This window comes from Streptacidiphilus sp. BW17 (assembly GCF_041262485.1).
Taxonomy (GTDB): domain Bacteria; phylum Actinomycetota; class Actinomycetes; order Streptomycetales; family Streptomycetaceae; genus Streptacidiphilus.
The window spans coordinates 93,942-116,041 of sequence record NZ_JBGCCR010000025.1 but is presented as its reverse complement, the minus strand read 5'-3'; the positions used below and the strand labels follow the sequence as shown (position 1 = coordinate 116,041).

The window sequence follows — 22,100 nt, the reverse complement described above, 5'->3', positions numbered from 1 at the left end:
CGGCTTCCTCCACCGCTACAACTACCATCGCTGTCACACCGCACTCGGAGGCCAAACCCCCATCAGCCGAGTCAACAACGCTGCGGATCAATACACCTAGGGCCCTCAGGCCGCCGTCCGGCGTTGAGCGGCCAGGAGCCAGATCAGGTATCCGCCGCCGAGCAGCCCGGTCACCACCCCTGCGGGGAGTTGGTGGCCGGGCACCAAACGTTGTGCCATCCAGTCCGCCAGTACCAACAGCACCGCTCCCGTCGCCGTCGACGGCAGCAGGTTGGGACCGGGTGAGCGGGTCAGACGGCGGGCCACCTGCGGTGCCGTGAGCGCGACAAAGGCCACCGGCCCGACGGCGGCAGCGGCCGCCGCCGCGAGCAGCAGCGCGGCCACCAGCAGCGTCCGTCGCGTGCGCTCGGCCGGGACGCCGAGCGCGGTCGCGGCGTCGTCGCCGAGTTCCAGCAGCCGCAGTGCACGCCCGTAGCCGAGGCAGACGACGGGCACGAGCAGCCCGAGCACGGCCAGCAGCAGCATCGCACCGCTCCAGTCCGCGCCGTCCAGGCTGCCGGTGAGCCAGAGCATCGCACGTGCCGCGTCCGTCAGCTGACCACGCGTCAGCAGATAGCCGTTGACGCCGGTCAGGACCGCGCCCACCGCGATCCCCACCAGGACGAGGTGCTGCCCACCCCGCCCGGCGAGCAGCAGCACCGATCCACCGGCCGCCAGGGCACCGATCACCGCGCCCAGCGGGACAGCGAGCGCGCCGCCGCCGAACAGGACGATCGCACTCAGCGCACCGGTGGCCGCGCCCTGGGTGAAGCCGAGCACGTCCGGGCTGCCGAGCGGATTGCGTACCAGCGACTGGAACACCGCGCCGGAGAGCGCCAACGCCGCTCCGGCGAGCAGTGCGGTCAGCACGCGGGGCAGGCGCAGCTGCCAGACGATGAAGTGCGTGCTCGGGTCGCTCGTCGCGTTCGCGCCGACGAGGCTGCGCAGCACGTCGAGCGGGCCGATCGGGACGTCCCCACTGCCGAGCACCACCACGGCGACGACGAGGGCGGCCACGCAGAGCAAGGCGGTCACGGTCCGCGCGCGCCGCGTCGTGCGCCTCACGCGCCCTGTGCACCTCATGCGTCACCTCGGCGGACGCGCAGCAGGTTGAGCAGCAGCAGGCCGCCCACCACGGCTGTCACCACTCCGACCTGGAGTTCGCCGGGCCGGGCCACCAGGCGGCCGAGGACGTCGGCGGCCAGCAGCAGGCAGGGGCCGGCCACCGCGCAGTACGGCAGCAGCCGTCGCGGGTCCGGGCCGGTGAACCGCTCGACCAGATGCGGCGTCAGCAGCCCGACGAAGACGATCGGTCCGCAGGCCGCCGTGGCCGCGCCGCAGAGCAGCGTGACGGACGCGACCGCTCCCGCGCGGGTCGCGGTGAGCCGGGAGCCGAGGGCACGGGCCGTGTCCTCGCCCAGGGCGAGCGCGCCGAGCGGACGGGCCCGCAGCAGCGCGAGCAGCAGTCCCAACGCCACGAACGGTGCGAGCGCGGCGACCGTGCCGAGCGACGCGGAGGCGAGCGATCCCACGGTCCAGAACCGCATCCGGTCCAACGCGTCGCTGTCGAGCAGCTCGACGGCGCTGACGTAGGAGTAGAGCGCGGCGTTGACCGCCGTCCCCGACAGCACCAGCCGGGCGGGGGTGGCGGCGCGACCGCCGCCGACGGCGTAGACGAGCACGGCGACCCCCGCCGCCCCGGCGAAGGCGAACCAGACCGCGCCGGCGAAGCCGCCGAGGCCGAGGACGGCGGACGCGGTGACGACGGCCGCTGACGCACCGGCGTTGATGCCGAGCAGTCCCGGGTCGGCGAGCGGATTGCGGGTCAGCGCACGCAGGACTCCCCCGGCCGTCCCGAGCGCCGCTCCCGCCAGCAGCCCGAGCAGGGTGCGCGGCAGGCGCAGGCCGTGGACGACGTCGTAGGCGGGCGCCGCCGGATCGGTGAGGCCCTGCCAGACCGCCTGCGGCGAGAGAGCCCGCGCGCCGAGGGCCAGCGACAGGACCAGCACGGCCGCCAGCAGCACCGCAGCGGTCAGCGCCCGCGTGAGGCCGGGCGCGGGCGATGAGGGCGGGTCAGCCGTGGTGGCTGCCGGGGCCGACGGAGCCGTGGTCATCGGGGTCCTCCTCAGGGTGGCGGCAAGGCCGATCAAAACTTAGGTTAGGCTACCCTAAGTTGCCCTGGCAAAGGGTTCTCCCCGGCCCTCCCTGAACCACCGAACCACCAGGACCGCCATGCCACTTCACCCCACCCGCCGTTCCGTGCTCGCCGCCGGTCGCATCACCGGACTCGGCGCCCTCCTCGCCGCCTGCGGCTCCGGCAGCTCCGTCCCACGCTCCGCCACAAGCTCCGGCGAACCGTGGACCTTCACCGACGACCGCGGCACGCGCATCGCGCTTCCCCAGCGCCCGAGCCGGGTCGTCGCCTACACCGGCACCGCCGCCGCGCTCCACGACTTCGGCGTCACCGACCGGATCGTCGGCGTCTTCGGCCCGACCCGCCTCGCTGACGGCAGGCCCGATCCGATGGCCGGGAACCTCGACCTCGCCAAGCTGACGGTCCTCGGCAACGCCTGGGGCGAGTTCGACCTGGAGAAGTACGCCGCGCTGCGCCCGCAGCTGCTGGTCACCGACATGTGGGTGCCGAGCCAGCTCTGGTACGTCCCGGACGCGAGCAAGGACACGATCGCCGCGCTGGCGCCCACCGCCGGGATCACCATCGCCAAGGTCCAACTGCCCGAACCTCTGCGCCGCCACGAGCAGTTGGCCGGGCTGCTGGGAGCGGACCCGACCGGGAGCGCGGTGGTCGCCGCCAAGAGGCGGTTCGAGCAGGCGGTGGAGACGGTCCGTCAGGCCGCCAAGGCCAAGCGCGGGTTGCGGGTGATGGCCGCCTCCGCCGGCGCGGACCTGCTCTACGTCTCGGTTCCGGGCGTCTATCCCGACCTCAGCTACTACCGCAGCCTCGGCGTCGAGCTGGTCACCCCGGCCAAGGTCCAGGGCGGCTTCTTCGAGCCGCTGAGCTGGGAGAACGCCGACACCTACGCGGCCGACCTGATCCTACTCGACAGCCGCAGCTCCGCCCTCCAGCCCACGGACCTCACCGCCAAGCCGACCTGGCAGCAACTCCCCGCCGTCAAAGCCGGTCAGGTGATCCCCTGGCTCAGCGAGGTGCGGTTCTCCTACGCGGGCTGCGCTCCGCTGATCGAGCAACTCGCCGCCGCGCTCGACCGCGCAAAGCGGGTGGCCTGATGGCCGCCTCCGGCTGGGACTTCTTCCGGCTGCGGGTGGCGCGCGCCGTACCGCTCGGCGCGTCGACGATACGGATCACCTTCACGGGACCGCGGATCGACGACTTCCGCTCGGGCGGCCGGGACCAGCGGTTCAAGCTCTTCCTCCCGCAACCGGGCGAGCTCGACCCGCTCGTGCCCACCGGGGCGGGCAGTGAGTGGTTCGCCGCCTGGCGCACGCTGGACCCGGCGCGGCGCGGCATCATGCGCAGCTACACCGTCGGCGCCCGGCGTCCCGGTGTGCTGGACGTCGACTTCGCCGTCCACGGCGGCACCGGGCCCGCCGGACGCTGGGCCGCCGCGGCACGGCCCGGGGACCGCGCGCTCGCGCTCGGCCCCACCGACCCCGACAACGCCGGCGTCGACTTCCGCCCGCCGCCCGGAACCGACGCGGTCCTGCTGGCCGGGGACCTGACGGCACTCCCGGCCATCGCCGCCATCCTCGAAACACTGGACCCGGGCCTGCCCGTCCGTGCTTTCGTCGAGGTCCCGGACCGTGCGGACCGCCGCGCTCTGCCCAGCGGCAGCACGGACGCCCAGGTGCACTGGCTCACACCCGGCGGGCTTCCCGACGCGCTCGCCCACTGCCCGCTGCCGGGCAGCACGCCGTACGCCTGGATCGCGGGCGAGGCGGGCGGCGTCCGGGCGCTCCGCCGCCATCTGGTCCACGGGCGCGGCTTCCCCCGAGCCGCGGTCACCTTCACCGGCTACTGGCGGCTCGGAGCGACCGAGGAGCAACTGGTCGCCGAGGCCGTCGCGATACCACCCCAGCCCGCTGGTCGCTGAACCGACCATCAGTCAGTCCCCTGAACAACCTGCCCTGCCCGAAGGAAGCCCATGGCCACCCCGCAGCACCCACGGACCGCACGGACCCAGCTCCTCCACGCCGCCTCCGCCGACGCGTACGTCGACCTCGTCCACCACGGCGCCCGACGGGTCGCCGCCCGCGCGGTGCGGGCGGCAAGCGCCGGTCCGTTCACCGGTGTCACCCCCGATGCCCTCGCTGCCGAGTTCGCCGGGATCGACCTGGACGTCCCCCTCCCCGACCCGGACGCCGCGCTCGACGAGCTGGACCGGCTCTACCTCCGGGACGCGGTCTGGTTCCACCACCCGCGCTATCTGGCCCACCTCAACTGCCCGGTCCTGCTGCCCGCGCTGCTCGGCGAGACCGTGCTGGCGGCGGTCAACTCCTCGCTGGACACCTGGGACCAGAGCGCGGGCGGCACGCTGATCGAGCAGCGGCTGATCGACTGGACCGCTGGGCGGATCGGCCTCGGCCCGCACGCGGACGGCGTCTTCACCAGCGGCGGCACGCAGTCCAACCTCCAGGCGCTGCTGATCGCCCGTCAGGAGGCGTGCGGCGGCGACCTGTCCATGCTTCCCCGGCTGCGCATCCTCGCCTCGTCCGATGCGCACTTCAGCGTCACCAAGGCCGCGACACTCCTCGGGCTCGGACCGGACGCGGTGGTGGCCGTCCCCTGCGACACCGACCGCCGGATGCAACCGGCCGCGCTGGAACGCGCGTTGGAGCGCTGCCGCCGCGCCGGGGAGGTGCCCGTGGCGGTCGTCGCCACCGCCGGGACCACCGACTTCGGCAGCATCGACCCGCTCCCGGCGATCGCCGACCTCTGTGACCGCCACGACGTGTGGCTGCACGTGGACGCGGCCTACGGCTGCGGGCTGCTGGTCTCACCGACCCGCCGCGCGCTGCTCGACGGCATCGAGCGAGCGGACTCGGTGACCGTCGACTTCCACAAGTCGTTCTTCCAGCCGGTGAGTTGCAGCGCCCTGCTGGTCCGCGACCGGTCCGCGCTGCGGCACGCCACCTACCACGCCGACTACCTCAACCCGAAGCGCATGACCGAACAGCGCATCCCCAATCAGGTCGACAAGAGCCTGCAGACCACCCGGCGCTTCGACGCCCTCAAGCTCTGGCTCAGCCTGCGCACCCTCGGCGCGGACGCCGTCGGCGCGCTCTTCGACGCCGTGGTGGACCTGGCCGCCGACGGTTGGGAGCTGCTGGCGGCCGACGACCGCTTCGAGGTCGTGGTCCGGCCGCAGCTCAGCACGCTCGTCTTCCGCTGGGCTCCGCGTCCCCGCTCGGCACATCGGGAGGACCTGCTCGACGCCGCCAACCTGCACGCCCGCGACGCGCTGGCCGCCAGCGGCGCGGCCATGGTCGCCGGAACGGTCGTGGACGGCCGGCACCACCTCAAGTTCACCCTGCTCAACCCGGAGACCACCACGGCTGACCTCGCCGCCGTCCTGGACCTGATCGCCGCACACGCCGAGGCCTACCTCGACCTCGCCCGAGCCGCCTGAACCGGAGTCACCCTTGAGCCACACCACGCGTACCCACGACTTCGTCGCCGTCGGCCTCGGCCCGTTCAACCTGGGCCTGGCCTGCCTGACCGATCCGGTGCCCGATCTCGACGGCGTCTTCCTGGAGCGCAGGCCGGAGTTCGACTGGCACCCCGGCATGCTGCTCGAGCAGGCAAGCCTGCAGACCCCCTTCCTGGCCGACCTGGTCACCCTGGCCGACCCCGGTTCGCCGTTCTCCTTCCTGAACTACCTCAAGCAGACCGGGCGGCTCTACGCGTTCTACATCCGCGAGAACTTCTTCCCGCTGCGCCGCGAGTACGTGGACTACTGCCGCTGGGCGGCCTCCCGGCTCGACACCATCCGGTTCGGGCGCGACGTCACCGCGATCACCTACGAGCCCGACGGTGAGCGCTACCGCGTCGAGTGCGCCGACGGCGAGGTCCACCACGCCCGTCGGCTGGTGCTCGGCACCGGCACCCCGCCGCACCTGCCTGCGGCGCTGGACGGGCTGGACGGCCCGGCCGTGCACAGCTCCCGCTACCTCGACCACGCCGACGAACTGCGCCGGTGCCGCAGCATCACCGTCGTCGGCAGCGGCCAGAGCGCGGCGGAGATCTACCAGGACCTGCTGGCCGACATCGACCGCCACGACTACCGGTTGACCTGGGCCACCCGCTCGCCGCGCTTCTTCCCGCTGGAGTACACCAAGCTCACGCTGGAGCTGACCTCGCCGGAGTACGTCGACTACTTCCACGCCCTCCCCTACCCGGTCCGGGACACCCTCGCCGCCGCGCAGAAGGGCCTCTACAAGGGCATCAGCTCCGACACCGTCAACGCCCTCCACGAACTCCTCTACGCCAAGAGCCTGGACGGCCCGGTGCCGACCCGGCTGCTGACCAACACCGAGCTGACGGCAGCCCGTTGGAACAAGGAGAAGCAGCAGTACGAGCTGACGCTGCACCAGCGCGAACAGGACGTCGTGCACGGTCTCACCTCCGAGGGCCTGGTGCTGGCGACCGGCTACCGCTACCAGGAGCCGCCGTTCCTGTCCGGCATCGCCGACCGGATCGCCCGCGACAGCCAGGGCCGCCTCGCGGTGCGCCGCGACTGGTCCGTGGACACGGGCGACCGTGGCGAGATCTTCGTCCAGAACGCCGCCCTGCACACACACGGCCTGGCTGACCCCGACCTCGGCATGGGCGCGTACCGCAACTCCAGCATCATCTGCTCGCTGACCGGACGCGAGGTCTACCCGATCGAGCGCCGCATCGCCTTCCAGGAGTTCTCCGCCGCATGAACCGCAACGCCCGCTTCGAGGCCCACCCCGACGACTTCACCTTCCGTCCCGTCGACCCTGACGCCGACGCCGCGCTGCTGCACGGCTGGGTCACCGACCCCAAGGCCGTCTTCTGGCTGATGCAACAGGCCACCGTCGCCGACGTGGCCCGCGAGTACCGCTCGCTGGACGCCCGGATCGGCCTGTTCCGGGGCGAGCCCGCCGTCCTGACGGAGCGTTACGACATCGCGTCGGGCGAACTCGCCGACGTCCACCGAGCCTTGGCCGGCGACGTCGGCATGCATCTCCTCACGGCTCCGACCGACACACCCGTCCCCGGCTTCACCCGCGCCGCCATGACCGCCGTGCTGCGCGAGCTCTTCGCCGACCCGGCGGTGCGTCGCGTCGTGGTCGAGCCGGACCTGCGCAACCGCGCCGTCCACGCGCTCAACGCCGCCGTCGGCTTCCGCCCGGTCCGCCCGGTCACGCTGCCGCGCTCGGGCAAGCGCGCGCTGCTCAGCACCTGCACCCGCGAGCAGTTCCACGCCGCGACCGGCGACCGCGACCCGCTCGCCCACCTCACGCCGGAGCTGTGGGCGGCGGCCAACCGGCATCTGGTCCGCAAGGCGCTGGCCGAGTTCGCGCACGAGCGCCTGATCAGTCCGGTCCCGCTCCCCGAGGGAGGGGGCTGGTACGGCGTCGGCGGCGACGACGACTCGGTGGCCTACCGCTTCCGCGCCGAGCTGCTGGCGCTGGACCACTGGCGGATCGACCCCGAGTCACTGACCCGCGTCCGGACCGCCGACGGAACCAGCCTGCCCCTGGACGCGGCCGAGCTGGTGCGGGAGCTGCGCCGGAGCCTGGGGCTGACCGACACCGTGCTGCCGCTCTACCTGGAGGAGGTCACCAGCACCCTCGCCTCGGCCGCCTACAAGCTCTCACTCCCGCCCGTCCCGGCCGCCGAGCTGGCGGCGGCCGATCTTCAGACCGTCGAGGCGGGCATGACCGAGGGCCATCCGTGCTTCGTCGCCAACAACGGCCGGTTGGGCTTCGACGCGGCCGAGTACCCGCGGTACGCGCCCGAGGTCGGCGCTCCGGTCCGCCTGCTCTGGGTCGCCGTCCACCCCGACCACGCCGTCGTCGCGGCAGGGCACGGTGTCGACCCCGCCGACCTGGTCGACCTGACGCTTCAGGTGCCCGACGGCCTGGACGACCACTTGCTGATCCCCGTCCACCCGTGGCAGTGGCAGAACCGGATCGCCGTCACCTACGCCGACGAGATCGCGGCGGGCCGGATCGTGCTGCTCGGCGAGGGCCGTGAGAGCCATCTTCCGCAGCAGTCGATCCGCACCTTCTTCAACACCACCGTCCCCGGCAAGCCCTACGTCAAGACGGCGCTGTCCGTGCTCAACATGGGCTTCGTACGCGGCCTTTCGGCCGACTACATGGAGCACACGCCCGCAATCAACGACTGGCTGGCCGACCTGGTCGCCACTGATCCGACGCTGACCGCCTGCGACTTCTCGATCCTCCGCGAGCACGCGGCGGTCGGCTACCGCCATCCCCGCTACCCGAAGGGCACACCGCAGCAGAAGATGCTCGCCGCGCTCTGGCGCGAGAGCCCCTTGGCGCTGCTGCGCGAGGGCGAACGCGCCGTCACCATGGCCGCGTTGCTCCACACCGACCGCGACGGCGCGTCCTTCGCCGCTGCGCTGGTCGCCGACTCCGGCCTGACGGCCGTGGAGTGGCTGCGCCGCTATCTGACGGCCTATCTGGTACCGGTGGTGCACTGCCTGTTCGCCTACGGGCTGACGTTCATGCCGCACGGCGAGAACGTCCTCCTGGTCCTGGACGAGCACGGCACGCCGCTCCGCGTCTTCTTCAAGGACATAGCCGAGGAGATCGCCGTCCTCGACAAGGCCGTCCCGCTGCCTCCGGAGGTGGCTCGGATCCGCGCCGAGGTCCCGGAGGAGCACTGGGCGCTGTCGGTGCAGACGGACGTCTTCGACTGCTTCCTGCGGTTCCTCTCCGCCGAGTTGCACGCCTGCGGGGCGCTCGACCAGCACGTCTTCTGGGGCACGGTCGCGCAGGTCATCCGCGGCTACCAGGCAGCCCACCCGCAGCTGGCCGAACGCTTCGCCCGCCACGACCTGTTCGCCGCACGCTTCCCGCTCTCCTGCCTGAACCGGCTGCAACTGCGCGACAACCGGCAGATGGTGGACCTGACCGATCCGTCCGGCGCGCTGCAGTTCGCCGGCACGCTGGCCAATCCGCTGGTCCGAAACCGGTAGGAGCCGGGCGGCCCCATACCACACCTGCCCGTCGTGGCTCCCAGGACCTGACGTCGACGATGGTCCCGAGCGGTGCCGGATCCGACCCGCGCTTGGCCCCGCGCGCCGCCGTCGTCCTCGACCTCGCGGCGCGCATCGAGACCCTGCTCGCCCGCTGACCCGTCGACACCACACCGACACCGACGCCGGCCCGAGCACCACGCACGGATGGCAGGAGGAGCCCCATGGCAACCGAACGCGACCTCACACCGCCTCAGCAGCCGCCGCACGGAGCCGCGCCCGGCCCTCGAAGGCACACCCGCTCGACCCGCGCCGCGCTCGGCGCGCTCGGGGCGGCCGCCCTCGTCCTGGCCCTGGCAACGGGCTGCCAGAGCTCGTCAGAGACGGACCCGTACGCGGGCCCGACGGACACCTACGCCCCGCCGACCGATCCGTACGCGTCGCCCACCGACCCGAACGTCGACCCGACCGACACCTACGCCGACCCCACCGACACCTACGCCCCGCCCACGGACCCGTACTCGCCGCCGGCCGACACCACGCCGCCCTCGCCGAGCCCCTTCGACTCGGGCACCTGCCTCAACGGCACCCTGCCGGACTCGACGACGGCGCAGACGGTCAACGACGTCAACCAGGTCGACTGCTCGGCCTCGGACGCGCACTACAAGGTGATCCAGGTCTTCTACGAGACCACCGACCTGAGCCAGTGCGACAACGTGTCGGACACGCAGTACTCGTTCTCCTCCCAGGAGACCTGGAACGGCGCGACCATCAACTCCTACGTCTACTGCCTCGTGGGCCTCGGCTCCTACGCCCGCTGATCGCCGCCGCCGGATCCGGCGACCGGCAACCGCAGGCCCAGCAACGGCCCGTGCTGCTGCGCGCCGTAGACGTCGCTGTCGCCCACGCCGCCGGACGGGACCGGTCGGCGCAGGTTGATCTTCACCGCGCGGGCCGGGTCGTAATAGATCGCCTCGCCGACGTCCTCGACCGGGACCCCGTAGAGCCGGGCCACCAACTCCCGGTTCACCGCCCGTTCCCGCTTGACCAGCTCGTACTGGGCGCGGCTCGCGAAGATGACGTCGAGCGTCAGCTCGAACGGGCCCGCGTTCTTGCTGCGGACCACCTCCGCGAGTTCGGCCAGCGGCGCGCTCGGTCGGTCGCTCATGAGGTCTTCTCCATGTCGTCCCCCGACTCGACGAAGGTGACCGGGAAGAGCGCCGACGGATCGGCCACCGCCATCAGGTGGTAGACGCTCCACTCGTACACCGCGCCCGCGTGGAAGTCCGAGGGCGAGTACGGGAACGCCAGGTTCCCCGCCGTCGAGAGCCGTCCGGGATAGCCGAAGTGCAGCATCGTGGAGCGGGCGAACGAGCAGAGCGTGTCCGCGAGTTGCTGCGTGTCCGCGACGGCCTCGATCACGATCCCGACCTCGTGGCCCGCGGCCGGCGTCGGCTCCCACGGTCCCATGCAGGCATCCCTGCCGTAGGCGCGGACGATCAACTCGTAGCGCTCGGCCGGGATGTCGGGGAAGTTGTCGGCGACCCGCGCCCGCACCCCCGCGACGATCGCGTCCAGGGAGTCGATGAAGCGCGGGTCCCGTGCACCCGCCAACGAGACCGTCCGGTGGCCGCGCAGCCGCGCGCCTTCCAGCTTGACGGCGTACGGACGCGGGACGTGCCGCGACCCGGAGACCTTGACGCCGCGCTCGCCCTCGGGCGTGAAGACGCACGCGCTCAGGTCCAACTCCCCGCCCGGACCCGGCAGATGGTAGGGATCGCTCTTCTCGTAGAGGGTGTGCGCGGCCACGGAGGTCGGCGTGCAGCGGCGCTCCGGTGTCAGCGGCTCGACGACGAAGTGGTCGCGGCGCAGCGTGCCGAACATGCAGTCGCTGCCGCTGCCGGGCAGGGCGGCGATCGCGGCGCATTCGAGGATCTTGCCCAGGTGCAGGGCGAGTCCGGCGTCGAAGCCGTGCAGCAGCGGCAGGGCGGCGAAGACCGCCGGGTCGTACGCGCGGCCCGCGAGCACCACGTCCGCCCCGCCCGCCAGGGCGGCGACGAACGGCTCGGTGCCCATCTGCGCCACCACGTGCGTACTGGCGTCGACGTCCTCCGCCGTCAGCTGCGGGCCGAACGGCACGGAGCTGATCCGGCACTCGCGCAGCGCCTCGCGCACGGTCGCCTTGTCGACGTCGGCCGGGATCAGCGCGACACGCAGCCGCAGCCCGTGCGCGGCGGCGATCTCGTCGACGATCCCGCGCAGCCATTCCAGATGCGGCGCAGCGCCCGCACCGCCCGCCGAACCGACCACGACCGGGACGCCCGAGCGGCGTCCGGCGAGGATCATCCGTTCCAGGTCGCGCCGCACGGCGACGCGGTCGGTGAAGGAGACGCCCGCGCCGAGGTAGTAAGGGCCGGGGTCGGTGGACCCGGCGTCGGCGGCGATGACGTGCGGCGCGCGGGCCAGCCCCGCCTCGAACGAGGCGTCCGGAAAGCCGTAGCCCAGGATCGCCGTCGTCGACAGCACCCGGATCTCCTCCATCAGGCCTCCCTACCCGTCACCGGTTCGTTCTCAGCCGCTCGCGATCAAGTATCGCGGCCGCCCCGACCCGGGGGTGGTTGGGGTGCCCGCCTCGCGGGAAGAAAAGTGATATCTCTATCTACGCGACAGGAGTGCAGACCGCACCCGCGCGGGGAGGCGAGAGGCAAGGTGGCCGACATGGACGCAGCCGACAGGGACGCTACAGGAGGCGGCGCGGCAACGGGCGGGCGGACTCCGGAGAACCCCCGGACCGGCACACCCGTGGGCGTCGTGGAGCGGGAGGCGGCCAGCCTGCCGGGCGGCATCGGGCTGGTCGTCTGCGTGGCGCTGATCGCGGCCGGAATCGCCCTGCTCAACGGCAGCGGCACCCACGCCCCCAGCGTGGTGCTGCTGGTCCTCGGCGTGCTGGCGCTGGCCGGGCTCACGGCGGTGGCACCCGGCCAGGCGCGGGTGGTGACGCTGTTCGGACGCTACCTGGGCACGGTCCGCACCAACGGGCTGCGCTGGCTCAACCCGTTCACCAAGCGCCATCGCGTCTCGACCCGGATCCGCAACCACGAGACCGAGACGCTCAAGGTCAACGACGCCGACGGCAACCCGATCGAGATGGCCGCGGTCGTGGTCTGGCAGATCGCCGACACCGCCGAGGCGGTCTTCGGCGTCGACGACGTTGTCGACTTCGTCTCCATCCAGACCGACACCGCCGTCCGGCACATCGCCGGCAGCTTCCCGTACGACGCGCGCGGGGAGGCGCGGCTGTCGCTGCGCGAGAACGCCGAGGAGATCACCTCGCGGCTCTCTGCCGAGATCGCCGACCGGGTACAGCGCGCGGGCGTGGTGGTGCTGGAGTCCCGGATCACCCGCCTCTCCTACGCGCCCGAGATCGCCCAGGCGATGCTGCGCCGCCAGCAGGCGGACGCGATCGTGGCGGCGCGTCAGCGACTGGTCGAGGGAGCGGTCGGCATGGTGCGCAGCGCGCTGGACCAGCTGGCCGAGGAGGACGTCGTCGACCTCGACGAGGAGCGGAAGGCCGTGATGGTCAGCAACCTGCTGGTGGTGCTCTGCAGCGACCACGCGACCCAGCCCGTGGTCAACACCGGCACCCTCTACCAGTAAGCGGACGCCGTGAGCGAACGCAAGAGCATCCTGCTGCGGCTCGATCCCGCCGTCCACGACGCCCTGGCGCGCTGGGCGGGCGACGAGCTGCGCAGCACCACGGCGCAGATCGAACTGCTGCTGCGCAACGCGCTGTCCCAGGCGGGCCGGCTGCCGGGCAACGTCGGCAGCATGCCTCGGCGCGGCCGTCCGCCCAAGCGTCAGCCGACCGAGGCGGCGGAGGAGGGCACCCCGGCCGAGGACACCGTGGCCGGGAGCGGGGAGGAATGAGGCCGGCGGGTCCATTGTCCGGGCCCACTTAAAGTGATATCACTTTAAATGTGAGTACGACGCTGAAAACCACCTCACCCGCGCTGGCCGTCACGGGCCTGGCCAAGCGCTTCGGGCCGCGCACCGCCTTCTCCGACCTCTCGTTCCAGGTCGACCAGGGTGAGGTGTTCGGATTCCTCGGCCCCAACGGAGCCGGCAAGACCACCACGGTCCGCACACTCGGCACGCTGATCGCGCCGAGCGAGGGCAGCGCGACGGTCGCCGGACTCCCGCTGACTCCGGCCAACGGGATCGAGATCCGCAAGCGGATCTCGATCATGCCGGAGTCCCCCGGTCTCTACCTGCGGCTGACCGTCGCGGAGAACCTGCGGTTCTTCGCCGGGCTGCACGAGCTGCCGGACGCCAAGGAGCGGATCGACCGGGCCCTGCGCGCGGTCAACCTCACGGACCGGGCGAACGACCCCTGCCGCAGCCTCTCCAAGGGCCTGCGCCAGCGGGTCGGCCTGGCCCGCGCGCTGCTCAACGACCCGTCCGTACTCTTCCTCGACGAGCCCACCTCCGGCCTGGACCCGGTCTCGGCCCGCGAGGTGCACGAGCTGATCGACGGGCTGCGCCGGCGCGGGGTGACCATCTTCCTGACCACCCACCGGCTGGCCGAGGCGGAACGGCTCTGCGACCGGGTCGCGATCCTCAACACCACGCTGCGCACCATCGGCCGCCCCGACGAACTGCGCGACCAGCTGTTCAGCAAGACGCTCGGCGTCCGCACCGCCCGGCCGCTGGCCGATCCGGCAGCCGTCTTCACCGGCCTTCCGGGCGTGGAGAGTTGGCGTGCCGACAACAGCGCCGGCGACAGCTCCGACGACGGCTGCGGCAGCTATGTCCTCGGCGTCACCGACCCCGACCTGGCCGCGCCCGCGGCGACCCGCGCCCTGGTGGCCGCGGACGCGGACGTGCTGTCGCTGAGCCAGTCTCAGCACTCGCTGGAGGACGTCTACCTCCAACTGATCGACACCGACGGGGAGACTGCGTCATGAGCCTGATCCTCACGCGCCGTCCGGGCGCAGGCCGGACCGGACCGCTGAGCCGGCCCCGGATCCGCGCGGTGGTGCGCAAGGAGATCCAGGACTACCGGCGCAACCGCTTCATCGTGGTCACCATGACCGTGATGCCGGTGATCTTCATGATCCTCCCGGTGATCGACACCTTCGCCCTGCCCTCCGACGTGGCGAGCTCGATGCTGACCCAGCGGGTCGGCCTGTCGCTGCTCTACATGCTGATCGTCCCGGCGGTGACCCCGGCGGCCATCTCCGCCTACTCGGTGGTCGGCGAACGCGAACAGGGCACCATGGAGCCGGTGTTGACCACGCCGCTGCGCACCGAGGAGTTCCTGATCGGCAAGGCGCTCGCGGCGCTGCTGCCGACGCTGGCGATCTCCTACGGGGTCTTCGGCCTCTTCCTGCTGCTCACCGAGCTGTTCGCGCATCCGAACGTGGCCACGGCCGTCTTCCAGGGACCGCTGCTGCTCGCCCAGGTGCTGTTCACGCCACTGGTGGCGGGGTGGTCGATCTGGGCCGGGATCGCCATCTCGGCCAGGTCCAACGACGTGCGCGTCGCGCAGCAGCTCAGCACGCTGGCCAGCCTGCCGCCGCTGGCCGTCACCTCGCTGTTCTCCTTCGGCGTGCTGACGCCGACGCTGCGGCTGGCACTGATCCTGGCGGCTGTGCTGCTGGTCGTCGACAGTCTCGGCTGGCGTGCGGTCTCGGCGCTGTTCGACCGCGAGCGGCTGGTGACCGGGCGTCGGGCGTCCTGAGCCTGTTCCGCCGCCTGCTTCCGTCCGGCGCGGGCGGGTCTCGCCCGCGCCGGACGGAGAGGGTATGGTCGGCTTGGCGGTTACCGGCCGCACCTGGGTTCGCGGGCAGGGCTCAAAGCCCACCGGATGCAGCACACGCATGCACAGGCATGTCTTTCCAGCCCGATGTCGCGAACCCGCGGGCGCCGAGGAAGGACTGCCATGTCGTCCGAGAAGTCGTCCGACGCTTCTGCTTCGTCGCGGGCACTGCCCGACCGCCCGAACCTCCGCTTCCTCAAGCTGGAGGCCAAGCGCCGGCTCGCCGCAGGCGAGTTCCCGACGCTGCACGACGCCCAACTCGCTGTCGCCCGCGAGCACGGGCTGCCCAGCTGGACCGCCCTCAAGGAGCACATCGCCGCGCTCGACGCCGCCGGTGCGGGCGTCGGGGTCGACAACCAGGCGCTGACGCAGGTCCGTTGGGTGGTGGAGCGGTTCCGCGAGGCCGACCGGCCCGGCTGGACGGCGCCCGACCGCGCCGAGTTGGGCGAGCACTTCGCCGACCACTTCCTGAGCATGGTCCCGGCCGACCAGATCGCCACCACCCTGGCCGGACAGGCGGCGCGGCTGCGCGAGCCGCTGACCGTGCTGGGATCCGCGCCGCAGGCGCTTCGCGCCGGTCTCGGCGACCTGCGCGTCGAGGCCGTCGCCGACCGGCTCCCGCCGCACCGCCTGATCGGGCTTCGCGTCTACCCGGCGGGGCAACGCGTGCGCGACCCCCGCGTCGCCGAGCCGCCGACGTCCACCGACGGGCCGGTACCGCAGGCCGTACCGGGCCTGGTCGCGGAGTCGCACGGCGACCTCGGCCTGGTGGGACTCGTCGCAGCGGGCTCGGGCGGCCGGAGCGACTCGGACGGCGCGGACGGCCCGGCCGCCCTCTGGGCCCACGCGCGTGGCTGGGCCGATCTGGAGCGGGGCGTCCCGCTGCGCCCCGACCACCGGTTCCCCGCCTACGCGATCACCAAGCTGATCACGGCAACGGCCGTGCTGCGGCTGGTCGGTGAGGGCGCTGTCGGCCTTGACGACCGCGTCGACGACCACCTGCGGACGCTTCGCCTCGCCGACAGTGAGGTGACGGTTCGTCACCTGCTCAGTCACACCGGCGGTGTGGACAATCCGGAGCGAGCGTTCGGCGAACCGGTCACGGACGTGGGCGCGCTGCTGGGCCCGGTCGTGGGCTGCTCCGGGCCGCGCGGTGAATTCACCTACAGCCACGGCGGGTTCGCGGTCCTCGGCGAGCTGGTCGCCCAGCTGACCGGACTCCGCTACGCCGAGGCGGCGGCTGGGCTGGTCCTCGGCCCGCTCGGGATGGACGCGTCCTCGTTCCCCTTGACGGTGCCCGAGAATGACCCGGTCACCGGCTACCGGCTGGGCGAGGACGGGCAGTTCGAGCCCGTCCCGACGCCGCTCGCCACCCTCCAGGCGGCGGGCGGGCTCTGGTCGACGGCGCCGGACCTGGTCCGCTTCGCCACGGGCTGGCGCTCGCTGCTGCCCGCCGAGCTCGCGGAGCAGGCGCTGACGCCGCAGGCCACCCGCGACGACTCCGGCGCCCAGATCGGCCTGGGCTGGCTGCTGCACCTCACCCGTGACGCCGTCGGCCACGCGGGCGGCGGCGACGCCTCGGCGACCTCGCTGCTCGTCCGCCCGAGCACCGGTCAGGTGGGCGTGGTCCACGCCAACCGCCAGATCCCGGCGGAGCCGATCAACGCCAAGCTGGTCCGCACCGAACGGTGATTCGCCGCTCTGCCCGTGGCGAATCTGCCACGGGCAGAGAAACGGTATCCGGGGGTCGTTCCAGGTCAAGAGTGGAGTGGACGGCAAATCCCAGCCTCGACGAGGAGACCCGATGACTCCACTCACCCCGCTCGCGCCCCGCGCGGAGGACGGCGACACGCCGCCCAGCCGCTTCGACGACCACCTCGCCGCGCAGCTGCTCGCCCAGCGGATCGTGCTGCTCGGCACCCAGGTCGACGAGGTGTCGGCCAACCGGGTGTGCGCGCAGTTGCTGCTGCTCTCGGCGGAGGACCCGCGCACCGACATCAGCCTCTACATCAACAGCCCCGGGGGTTCGGTCACCGCGGGTCTCGCCATCTTCGACACCATGCGGCTCATCCCCAACGACGTCTCGACGCTGGCGATGGGGATGGCCGCCAGCATGGGCCAGTTCCTGCTGAGCGTCGGGGCGCGCGGCAAGCGGCTCGCGCTGCCGAACGCGCGGATCATGATGCACCAGCCCTCCGCGGGCATCGGCGGCACCGCCGCGGACATCGAGATCCAGGCGGAGAACCTGGAGTTCACCAAGAAGGCCATCGAGCGGATCACCGCCGAGCACACCGGTCAGAGCGAGGAGACGATCTCGCGGGACGGCGACCGGGACCGCTGGTTCACCGCCGAACAGGCCAAGGAGTACGGAATGGTGGACCGGGTGGTGGAGTCGCTCACCGACATCCGCCCGGCCACCTCGCGTCCGCGGATGGGGTTGTGACATGGGGTCGTACACGGTTCCCTACGTCGTCGAGCGGACCGCGCAGGGCGAGCGCTCCTACGACGTCTTCAGCCGGCTGCTGAACGAGCGGATCATCTTCCTCGGCACCGAGATCGACGACGGGGTCGCCAACGTCGTCATCGCGCAGCTCCTGCACCTGGAGTCGGCCAACCCGGACCAGGAGATCTCGATCTACCTCAACTCGCCTGGGGGATCGTTCACTTCGCTGATGGCGATCTACGACACGATGACGTTCGTGCAGGCGCCCATCTCCACGTTCTGCGTCGGTCAGGCGGCGTCGACGGCGGCGGTGCTGCTGGCCGGCGGGGATCCCGGGCGGCGGCTCGTGCTCCAGCACTCGCGGGTGCTGCTCGGCCAACCCGCCAGCGGCGGGCAGCAGGGGACGGTCTCCGACCTCAGCGTGGCGGCCAAGGAGATGGCCCGCATCCGCGCGCAGGTGGAGGAGGTCCTCGCCCGGCACACGCACCACGACCCGGCCACACTGCGCGCGGACATGAACCGCGACAAGATCCTCACCGCCGAGGAGGCCGTCGCCTACGGCATCGCCGACCAGGTGCTGAGCCGACGGGTCCCGTTCACGTGAGCAGGAAAGCCTTTGCATGCTCGCGCAAAAGCCTGGCCGCTGGGGTACTGACGGTCGATCGTTTAACCAGCACCCCGGACGTCTGGGCCACCATCAACGGGAACTACGCCTACCACGGCGAGGTTGAGAGCCCTGCCGTCCAGGTGTCCTGACGGGGACGGGAGGCGGGCTTCCGGCCCAGCGGCCGGGAGCCCTCCTCCACACGGCCGGTACCACGAGGGGAGTACCGGCCGTGGCTGGGCGCTCGGTCAGGCGGCGAGGCAGAGGCCGTCGTGGCGCGACGCGGACGACGTTGACGTCGTGCGTCCCCGGTCCACGCTGCTGCGCGAGTATCGGGACCGGGCCAGGTCGTCCTGGGCCAGTGAGAGCAGATCACCGAGGCCGAGCCCGAGGGCCCGGGCGGCCGCCGCGAGCACCTCGGAGGAGGCCTCCTTGCGTCCGCGCTCCAGCTCCGACAGGTACGGCATCGAGATCCGGGCCGACTCCGCGACCTCCTTCAGCGTCCGCTCCTGCGCGAGCCGCTCGCGCCGCAGCGCACCGCCGACGAGGTCGCGCCAGAGCGGCTCCCTCGGCACGGGAGCCGACTGCACGGGCGTCTGCTGAACAGGTGGCTGTTGAACAGGTGGCTGCTGCACGGGTGTCGGTGGCACGGGCGTCTGTTGCACGGGTGTCTGCCGGCGCAGCGGGATGACGCGGGCCTCGTCCGGCGCGTGACTGCTCATCCCTCCAGCCTAGGGATCCTGGTCGCCGGGGGAAGGGAACGGCGTTCTGCCCTGGGTGAAGTCGAACCGGACTCGTCCGGAGCTCAGCCGCCCTCCAGCACGATCCAGGTGCGCCCCGGGGCCAGCTCCATCGGCTTGCCGCCGACCGTGTACTGCGTCGCGGAGGTGTCCGACGGCTTCGACCACTGGCCGTGCCAGACCTTGCCGTCGCGGTAGAAGTCGGCGCTGCCCTGGCCGGTGGTCTCGGAGAAGACCTCGTTGTCGGCGTGACCGGCGTTGTAGTCGGTGTACTTGCCCTGGACCACCTTGACGTGCTGGACGATCACGTTGACCGTGTTGGCCCGGCCCGCGTCGAGGGTGTTCACCGGGTGGCCGTCGGCGGAGACCAGCCACTGGTTGCCCGAGGCCGTGAAGGTGAAGGACGCGGCCGGCATGGTCGCCGTGACCGAACCCGCCGCCGACCCGCCCGCCGGTTCCGCGCCGAAGTGGAGGCCGATGTCCTGGGCCTGGGCCAGCTTGGGGAAGGCGGCGAAGACCTGCGACGGCTGGATGTAGGTCGGCGCACTCCCGCCGTTGCTGAACAGGTTGGCGTTGTTGATCGGGTTGATCTCCTGCAGGTTGGCCGCCGCCAGGTCCGGTTTGAGCCCCGATATCGCGCCCGAGTAGGCCAGTCCGACGTGCCCGAACGCGGCCAGCAGCGGGATGTCGGTCTGCCGGGCGCTGCGCACCGGGCCGACCTTGGACGGGACGTGGTTGCTGTCGAAGACGACGAGGTAGCGGCTGAGGCCGCCCTCGACCTGGATCGCGTAGACCAGGTCGGCCGAGTTGAGTCCGGTCTGCTGGTACTGGGCCTGCCCGACGTTGTCGATCTTGACCGCCAGCACGTGGCCCTCCGGGCCCTGCCCGGTCAGCGGGTTGCTGGGCGCCGGTGGCGCGCTCGTGGTGGGCGGGGGCGGCGGCTGGGTGGTCTTCGTCGGCGCGGGTTTGCCTCCGCCGCAGGCCGCGAGTCCTGCCCCGACGCCAACGGCTGCCAGGGCCGCGACGGCTGCGATCCAGGCTCTGCGGGTCGGGGAGCCGCGACGCCGCGAATTGCGGGAGTGGAACGGGGACGGGGCTCCGGAGGAGCCGCCCTGGTGCGGGTCGGGATTCGCCTGGTCCGTCATACGCGCTCACCACCTGCGGGAGAAGGTCGGGACAGGGACGCCGGAAACAACCGAAGAGCCTCACGACAGCACGCGGCGCCGGAAGTTGCGCAGGCCGAGTGCCAGGAACAGGGCGCAGAAGCCGGTCAGTACGGGGTAGATCACCACCAGGGACATGTGCGACGCGTCGGTGAACCCGGCCCGCATGCCCTCGGCAATGTAGATCAACGGGTTGACGAGCACCAGCACTTGGAGCCAGTGGAACCCGCCGACGTGGACCGCTCCCAGCCGGGTCCACTGGTAGTAGGTGCCCCCGAGGAAGACCAGCGGCAGCACCACGAAGCCGAACATCAACCCGATGTTGCGCGGCTCGAAGGTGGTGCCGAGCACGAGCCCGAGGGAGGTCATCGCCACGCACGCCAGCGGGATCAGCGTCACCACCACCCACCAGTGCACGCTCAAGTGCGCCTGCACGCCCGGTGCGTGGACCACGGCCGCGATCGGGAAGACGATCAGCGCGGAGATCAGCGCCTGCGTCGCACCCGACAGCACTCGGGCCAGTGCCACCAGCCAGATCGGGCAGGGCGCCTGCACCCGGTCCTCTATCTCGCGGGTGAAGCCGAACTCCTGGGACAGCTGGATGGCGACGGACTGGATGCCCTGGAACATGATGGAGATCGCCACCACGCCCGGCACCAGCACCGTGGCGAAGTCCGACTCGCCTGCTCGTCCGCCGCCTCCGCCGACGCCCTGGCCGATGGTCGGGAAGACGTAGAGGAAGACGAAGACGAGCAGCAGCGGCTGCATGATGGTGCGTCCGACGAACTCGCCGAAGTTCTTGCGCAGCACCGTCAGGTCACGGCGGATCAGCGCGCCGAGCGCGGTCCGGCTGGACGCGGCGGCGGAACGGGTGGGCCGCAGTGCCACGGGCGCAGTCGCGTCCGCCGGGGCCTGCACCGGACGTGCGAGGTGAGCCGACATCAGTCCCGCAACTCCTTCCCGGTCAGCCGGATGAAGACGGTCTCCAGCGTCGTCTCGGCCACGGACAGGTCGGCGACCTGGAACCCCTCGGACTCGGCGGCCGCAAGGACGCGGGGCAGCAGCCGGTCGCCGCCGTCGACGTGGAGCTCGACGCGTCCGTCGGCGACGCGCGTGCGCACCACGCCGGGCACCCGCCGGGACAGCAGCTCGGCCAGCGCCTGCCCGTCGTGGGAGGCGTCCTCCGCACCGGTGTCGCCGCCGTGATCGACGAGTTGGACGGTGACCTGGGTGTCCGCCTCGATGCCCCGCTTGAGCGCGGTCGGCGTGTCCAGGGCGAGGATCCGGCCGTGGTCGATGATGGCGACGCGGTCGCAGAGCCGGTCCGCCTCCTCCATGTTGTGGGTGGTCAGCAGGATCGTCTGCCCGTCGGCGATCAGCCCGGCCAGCACCTCCCAGAGCGCCAGACGGCTCTGCGGGTCGAGACCGGCCGTCGGCTCGTCGAGGAAGAGCACGGCGGGGCGATGCAGGATCGCGCGGGCGACCATCAGCCGCTGTGCCATGCCGCCGGAGAGGATGTGCACCGAGGCGTCCGCCTGCGCGGTGAGGTGGAACCGCTCCAGCAGCGCGTCCGCGGCGGCGCGGGCCTGACGCGAGGGCAGGCCGAAGAGGAGGCCGTGGAAGTAGAGGTTCTCGCGCACCGTGAGCGCGCGGTCCAGCGTGTTCTGCTGGGTGACCACCGAGATGACCTGCTTGGCCAGCGTGGACCGGGTGACCACGTCGATCCCGGCGACCTCGGCCCGGCCGGAGGTGGGGATGACGCGGGTGGTCAGCATGCCCACGGTGGTGGTCTTGCCGGCGCCGTTCGGGCCCAGCAGCCCGAAGAGTTCGCCCCGACGGACGGCCAGGTCGATGCCGTCCACGGCCGGCACGGTGGCCTTGGGGTAGACCTTGGTCAGCGCTGCGGCGCGGATGACCGTCTCCTCCGCTGCATCCGCAGTCGCAGACGTGTTCACCTGCGCATGCGCGGAGGCCGAGGGGATCGGTATCGACGCGTCGTCCGGTGGGGCGCCGTGAGCGCCGCCGGACGGCCCGGGTGCAACCATGCCTCACCTCGCCACTGCGACGTGCAGGCCCGGGAGGCTCTGAGCCCTGACTCCCCCAGGATGCGCCGAACGGGT

The 22,100-nt window shown here is 72.0% G+C and carries 21 protein-coding genes; 13 read left to right on the top strand and 8 right to left on the bottom strand.

What is annotated here, in order from left to right; genetic code table 11:
* Positions 1–105 precede the first annotated feature (105 nt).
* Positions 106–1,122 (bottom strand): FecCD family ABC transporter permease, encoded by a 1,017-nt coding sequence (locus ABH940_RS26545; protein WP_370106340.1) that lies wholly within the window; start codon positions 1,120–1,122, stop codon positions 106–108.
* Entirely contained in the window at positions 1,119–2,153 is a 1,035-nt protein-coding gene (locus ABH940_RS26540) for a FecCD family ABC transporter permease (protein WP_370106339.1), read from the bottom strand. The genes ABH940_RS26545 and ABH940_RS26540 overlap by 4 nt, the downstream gene beginning before the upstream one ends.
* Before the next feature lie 118 nt (positions 2,154–2,271).
* Here ABH940_RS26540 and ABH940_RS26535 point away from each other — a divergent pair, with 118 nt between their 5' ends.
* The 6 genes from ABH940_RS26535 to ABH940_RS26510 all read left to right on the top strand — a co-directional run bounded on the left by ABH940_RS26535 (position 2,272) and on the right by ABH940_RS26510 (position 10,033).
* Entirely contained in the window at positions 2,272–3,285 is a 1,014-nt protein-coding gene (locus tag ABH940_RS26535; RefSeq protein ID WP_370106338.1) for an ABC transporter substrate-binding protein, read from the top strand.
* Complete coding sequence (locus ABH940_RS26530) at positions 3,285–4,109, top strand: siderophore-interacting protein (protein ID WP_370106337.1); 825 nt, start codon at positions 3,285–3,287, stop codon at positions 4,107–4,109. The genes ABH940_RS26535 and ABH940_RS26530 overlap by 1 nt, the downstream gene beginning before the upstream one ends.
* Before the next feature lie 51 nt (positions 4,110–4,160).
* The gene (locus ABH940_RS26525; RefSeq protein ID WP_370106336.1) at positions 4,161–5,645 is read left to right on the top strand and encodes an aspartate aminotransferase family protein; all 1,485 of its coding nucleotides are present in this window, start codon (positions 4,161–4,163) and stop codon (positions 5,643–5,645) included.
* A gap of 13 nt (positions 5,646–5,658) precedes the next feature.
* The gene (locus ABH940_RS26520) at positions 5,659–6,942 is read left to right on the top strand and encodes a lysine N(6)-hydroxylase/L-ornithine N(5)-oxygenase family protein (protein ID WP_370065677.1); all 1,284 of its coding nucleotides are present in this window, start codon (positions 5,659–5,661) and stop codon (positions 6,940–6,942) included.
* Positions 6,939–9,212: a GNAT family N-acetyltransferase gene (locus ABH940_RS26515; RefSeq protein ID WP_370106335.1), complete on the top strand. Its 2,274-nt coding sequence runs from the start codon at positions 6,939–6,941 to the stop codon at positions 9,210–9,212. Before ABH940_RS26520 ends, ABH940_RS26515 begins: the two co-directional genes overlap by 4 nt.
* A gap of 224 nt (positions 9,213–9,436) precedes the next feature.
* Positions 9,437–10,033, top strand: a complete 597-nt coding sequence (locus ABH940_RS26510) for a hypothetical protein (RefSeq protein ID WP_370065673.1) — start codon at positions 9,437–9,439, stop codon at positions 10,031–10,033.
* Here ABH940_RS26510 and ABH940_RS26505 read toward each other — a convergent pair.
* Together ABH940_RS26505 and ABH940_RS26500 are read right to left on the bottom strand one after the other, a co-directional pair.
* The gene (locus tag ABH940_RS26505) at positions 10,021–10,380 is read right to left on the bottom strand and encodes a DUF4387 domain-containing protein (protein WP_370106334.1); all 360 of its coding nucleotides are present in this window, start codon (positions 10,378–10,380) and stop codon (positions 10,021–10,023) included. The two genes, ABH940_RS26510 and ABH940_RS26505, sit on opposite strands and share 13 nt — an antisense overlap.
* A complete protein-coding gene (locus ABH940_RS26500; RefSeq protein WP_370106333.1) occupies positions 10,377–11,753 on the bottom strand; it encodes an acyclic terpene utilization AtuA family protein in 1,377 nt (458 codons plus the stop codon). The genes ABH940_RS26505 and ABH940_RS26500 overlap by 4 nt, the downstream gene beginning before the upstream one ends.
* Positions 11,754–11,930: 177 nt before the next feature.
* On the opposite strand from ABH940_RS26500, the gene ABH940_RS26495 reads away from it, so the two are divergent.
* From ABH940_RS26495 to ABH940_RS26465, 7 genes are all read left to right on the top strand, one after another.
* The gene (locus tag ABH940_RS26495) at positions 11,931–12,869 is read left to right on the top strand and encodes an SPFH domain-containing protein (protein ID WP_370106332.1); all 939 of its coding nucleotides are present in this window, start codon (positions 11,931–11,933) and stop codon (positions 12,867–12,869) included.
* Positions 12,870–12,878: 9 nt separating this feature from the next.
* Positions 12,879–13,139, top strand: a complete 261-nt coding sequence (locus ABH940_RS26490) for a hypothetical protein (protein WP_370106331.1) — start codon at positions 12,879–12,881, stop codon at positions 13,137–13,139.
* Positions 13,140–13,189: 50 nt separating this feature from the next.
* Positions 13,190–14,176 carry an ABC transporter ATP-binding protein gene (locus ABH940_RS26485; protein WP_370106330.1) on the top strand — a complete coding sequence of 329 codons (987 nt, stop codon included), beginning with the start codon at positions 13,190–13,192 and terminating at the stop codon, positions 14,174–14,176.
* On the top strand, positions 14,173–14,952 hold the full coding sequence (locus ABH940_RS26480; protein ID WP_370065661.1) for an ABC transporter permease subunit: 780 nt from the start codon (positions 14,173–14,175) through the stop codon (positions 14,950–14,952). Before ABH940_RS26485 ends, ABH940_RS26480 begins: the two co-directional genes overlap by 4 nt.
* 201 nt (positions 14,953–15,153) lie before the next feature.
* Complete coding sequence (locus tag ABH940_RS26475; RefSeq protein WP_370065659.1) at positions 15,154–16,722, top strand: serine hydrolase domain-containing protein; 1,569 nt, start codon at positions 15,154–15,156, stop codon at positions 16,720–16,722.
* Between the two features lie 112 nt (positions 16,723–16,834).
* Positions 16,835–17,473, top strand: coding sequence for an ATP-dependent Clp protease proteolytic subunit (locus tag ABH940_RS26470; RefSeq protein ID WP_370065657.1), 639 nt, complete (start codon positions 16,835–16,837; stop codon positions 17,471–17,473).
* A 1-nt stretch (position 17,474) separates the two neighbouring features.
* The gene (locus ABH940_RS26465) at positions 17,475–18,077 is read left to right on the top strand and encodes a ClpP family protease (protein ID WP_370065655.1); all 603 of its coding nucleotides are present in this window, start codon (positions 17,475–17,477) and stop codon (positions 18,075–18,077) included.
* 248 nt (positions 18,078–18,325) lie between these two features.
* On the opposite strand, the gene ABH940_RS26460 is transcribed toward ABH940_RS26465, so the two are convergent.
* The 4 genes from ABH940_RS26460 to ABH940_RS26445 all read right to left on the bottom strand — a co-directional run bounded on the left by ABH940_RS26460 (position 18,326) and on the right by ABH940_RS26445 (position 21,935).
* Positions 18,326–18,799: a helix-turn-helix domain-containing protein gene (locus ABH940_RS26460; RefSeq protein WP_370065653.1), complete on the bottom strand. Its 474-nt coding sequence runs from the start codon at positions 18,797–18,799 to the stop codon at positions 18,326–18,328.
* A gap of 83 nt (positions 18,800–18,882) precedes the next feature.
* Positions 18,883–19,962 (bottom strand): DUF3048 domain-containing protein, encoded by a 1,080-nt coding sequence (locus ABH940_RS26455; protein ID WP_370065651.1) that lies wholly within the window; start codon positions 19,960–19,962, stop codon positions 18,883–18,885.
* 60 nt (positions 19,963–20,022) lie between these two features.
* A complete protein-coding gene (locus tag ABH940_RS26450) occupies positions 20,023–20,922 on the bottom strand; it encodes an ABC transporter permease (RefSeq protein WP_370065649.1) in 900 nt (299 codons plus the stop codon).
* Entirely contained in the window at positions 20,922–21,935 is a 1,014-nt protein-coding gene (locus tag ABH940_RS26445) for an ATP-binding cassette domain-containing protein (protein WP_370065647.1), read from the bottom strand. Before ABH940_RS26445 ends, ABH940_RS26450 begins: the two co-directional genes overlap by 1 nt.
* Between the last annotated feature and the right edge of the window lie 165 nt (positions 21,936–22,100).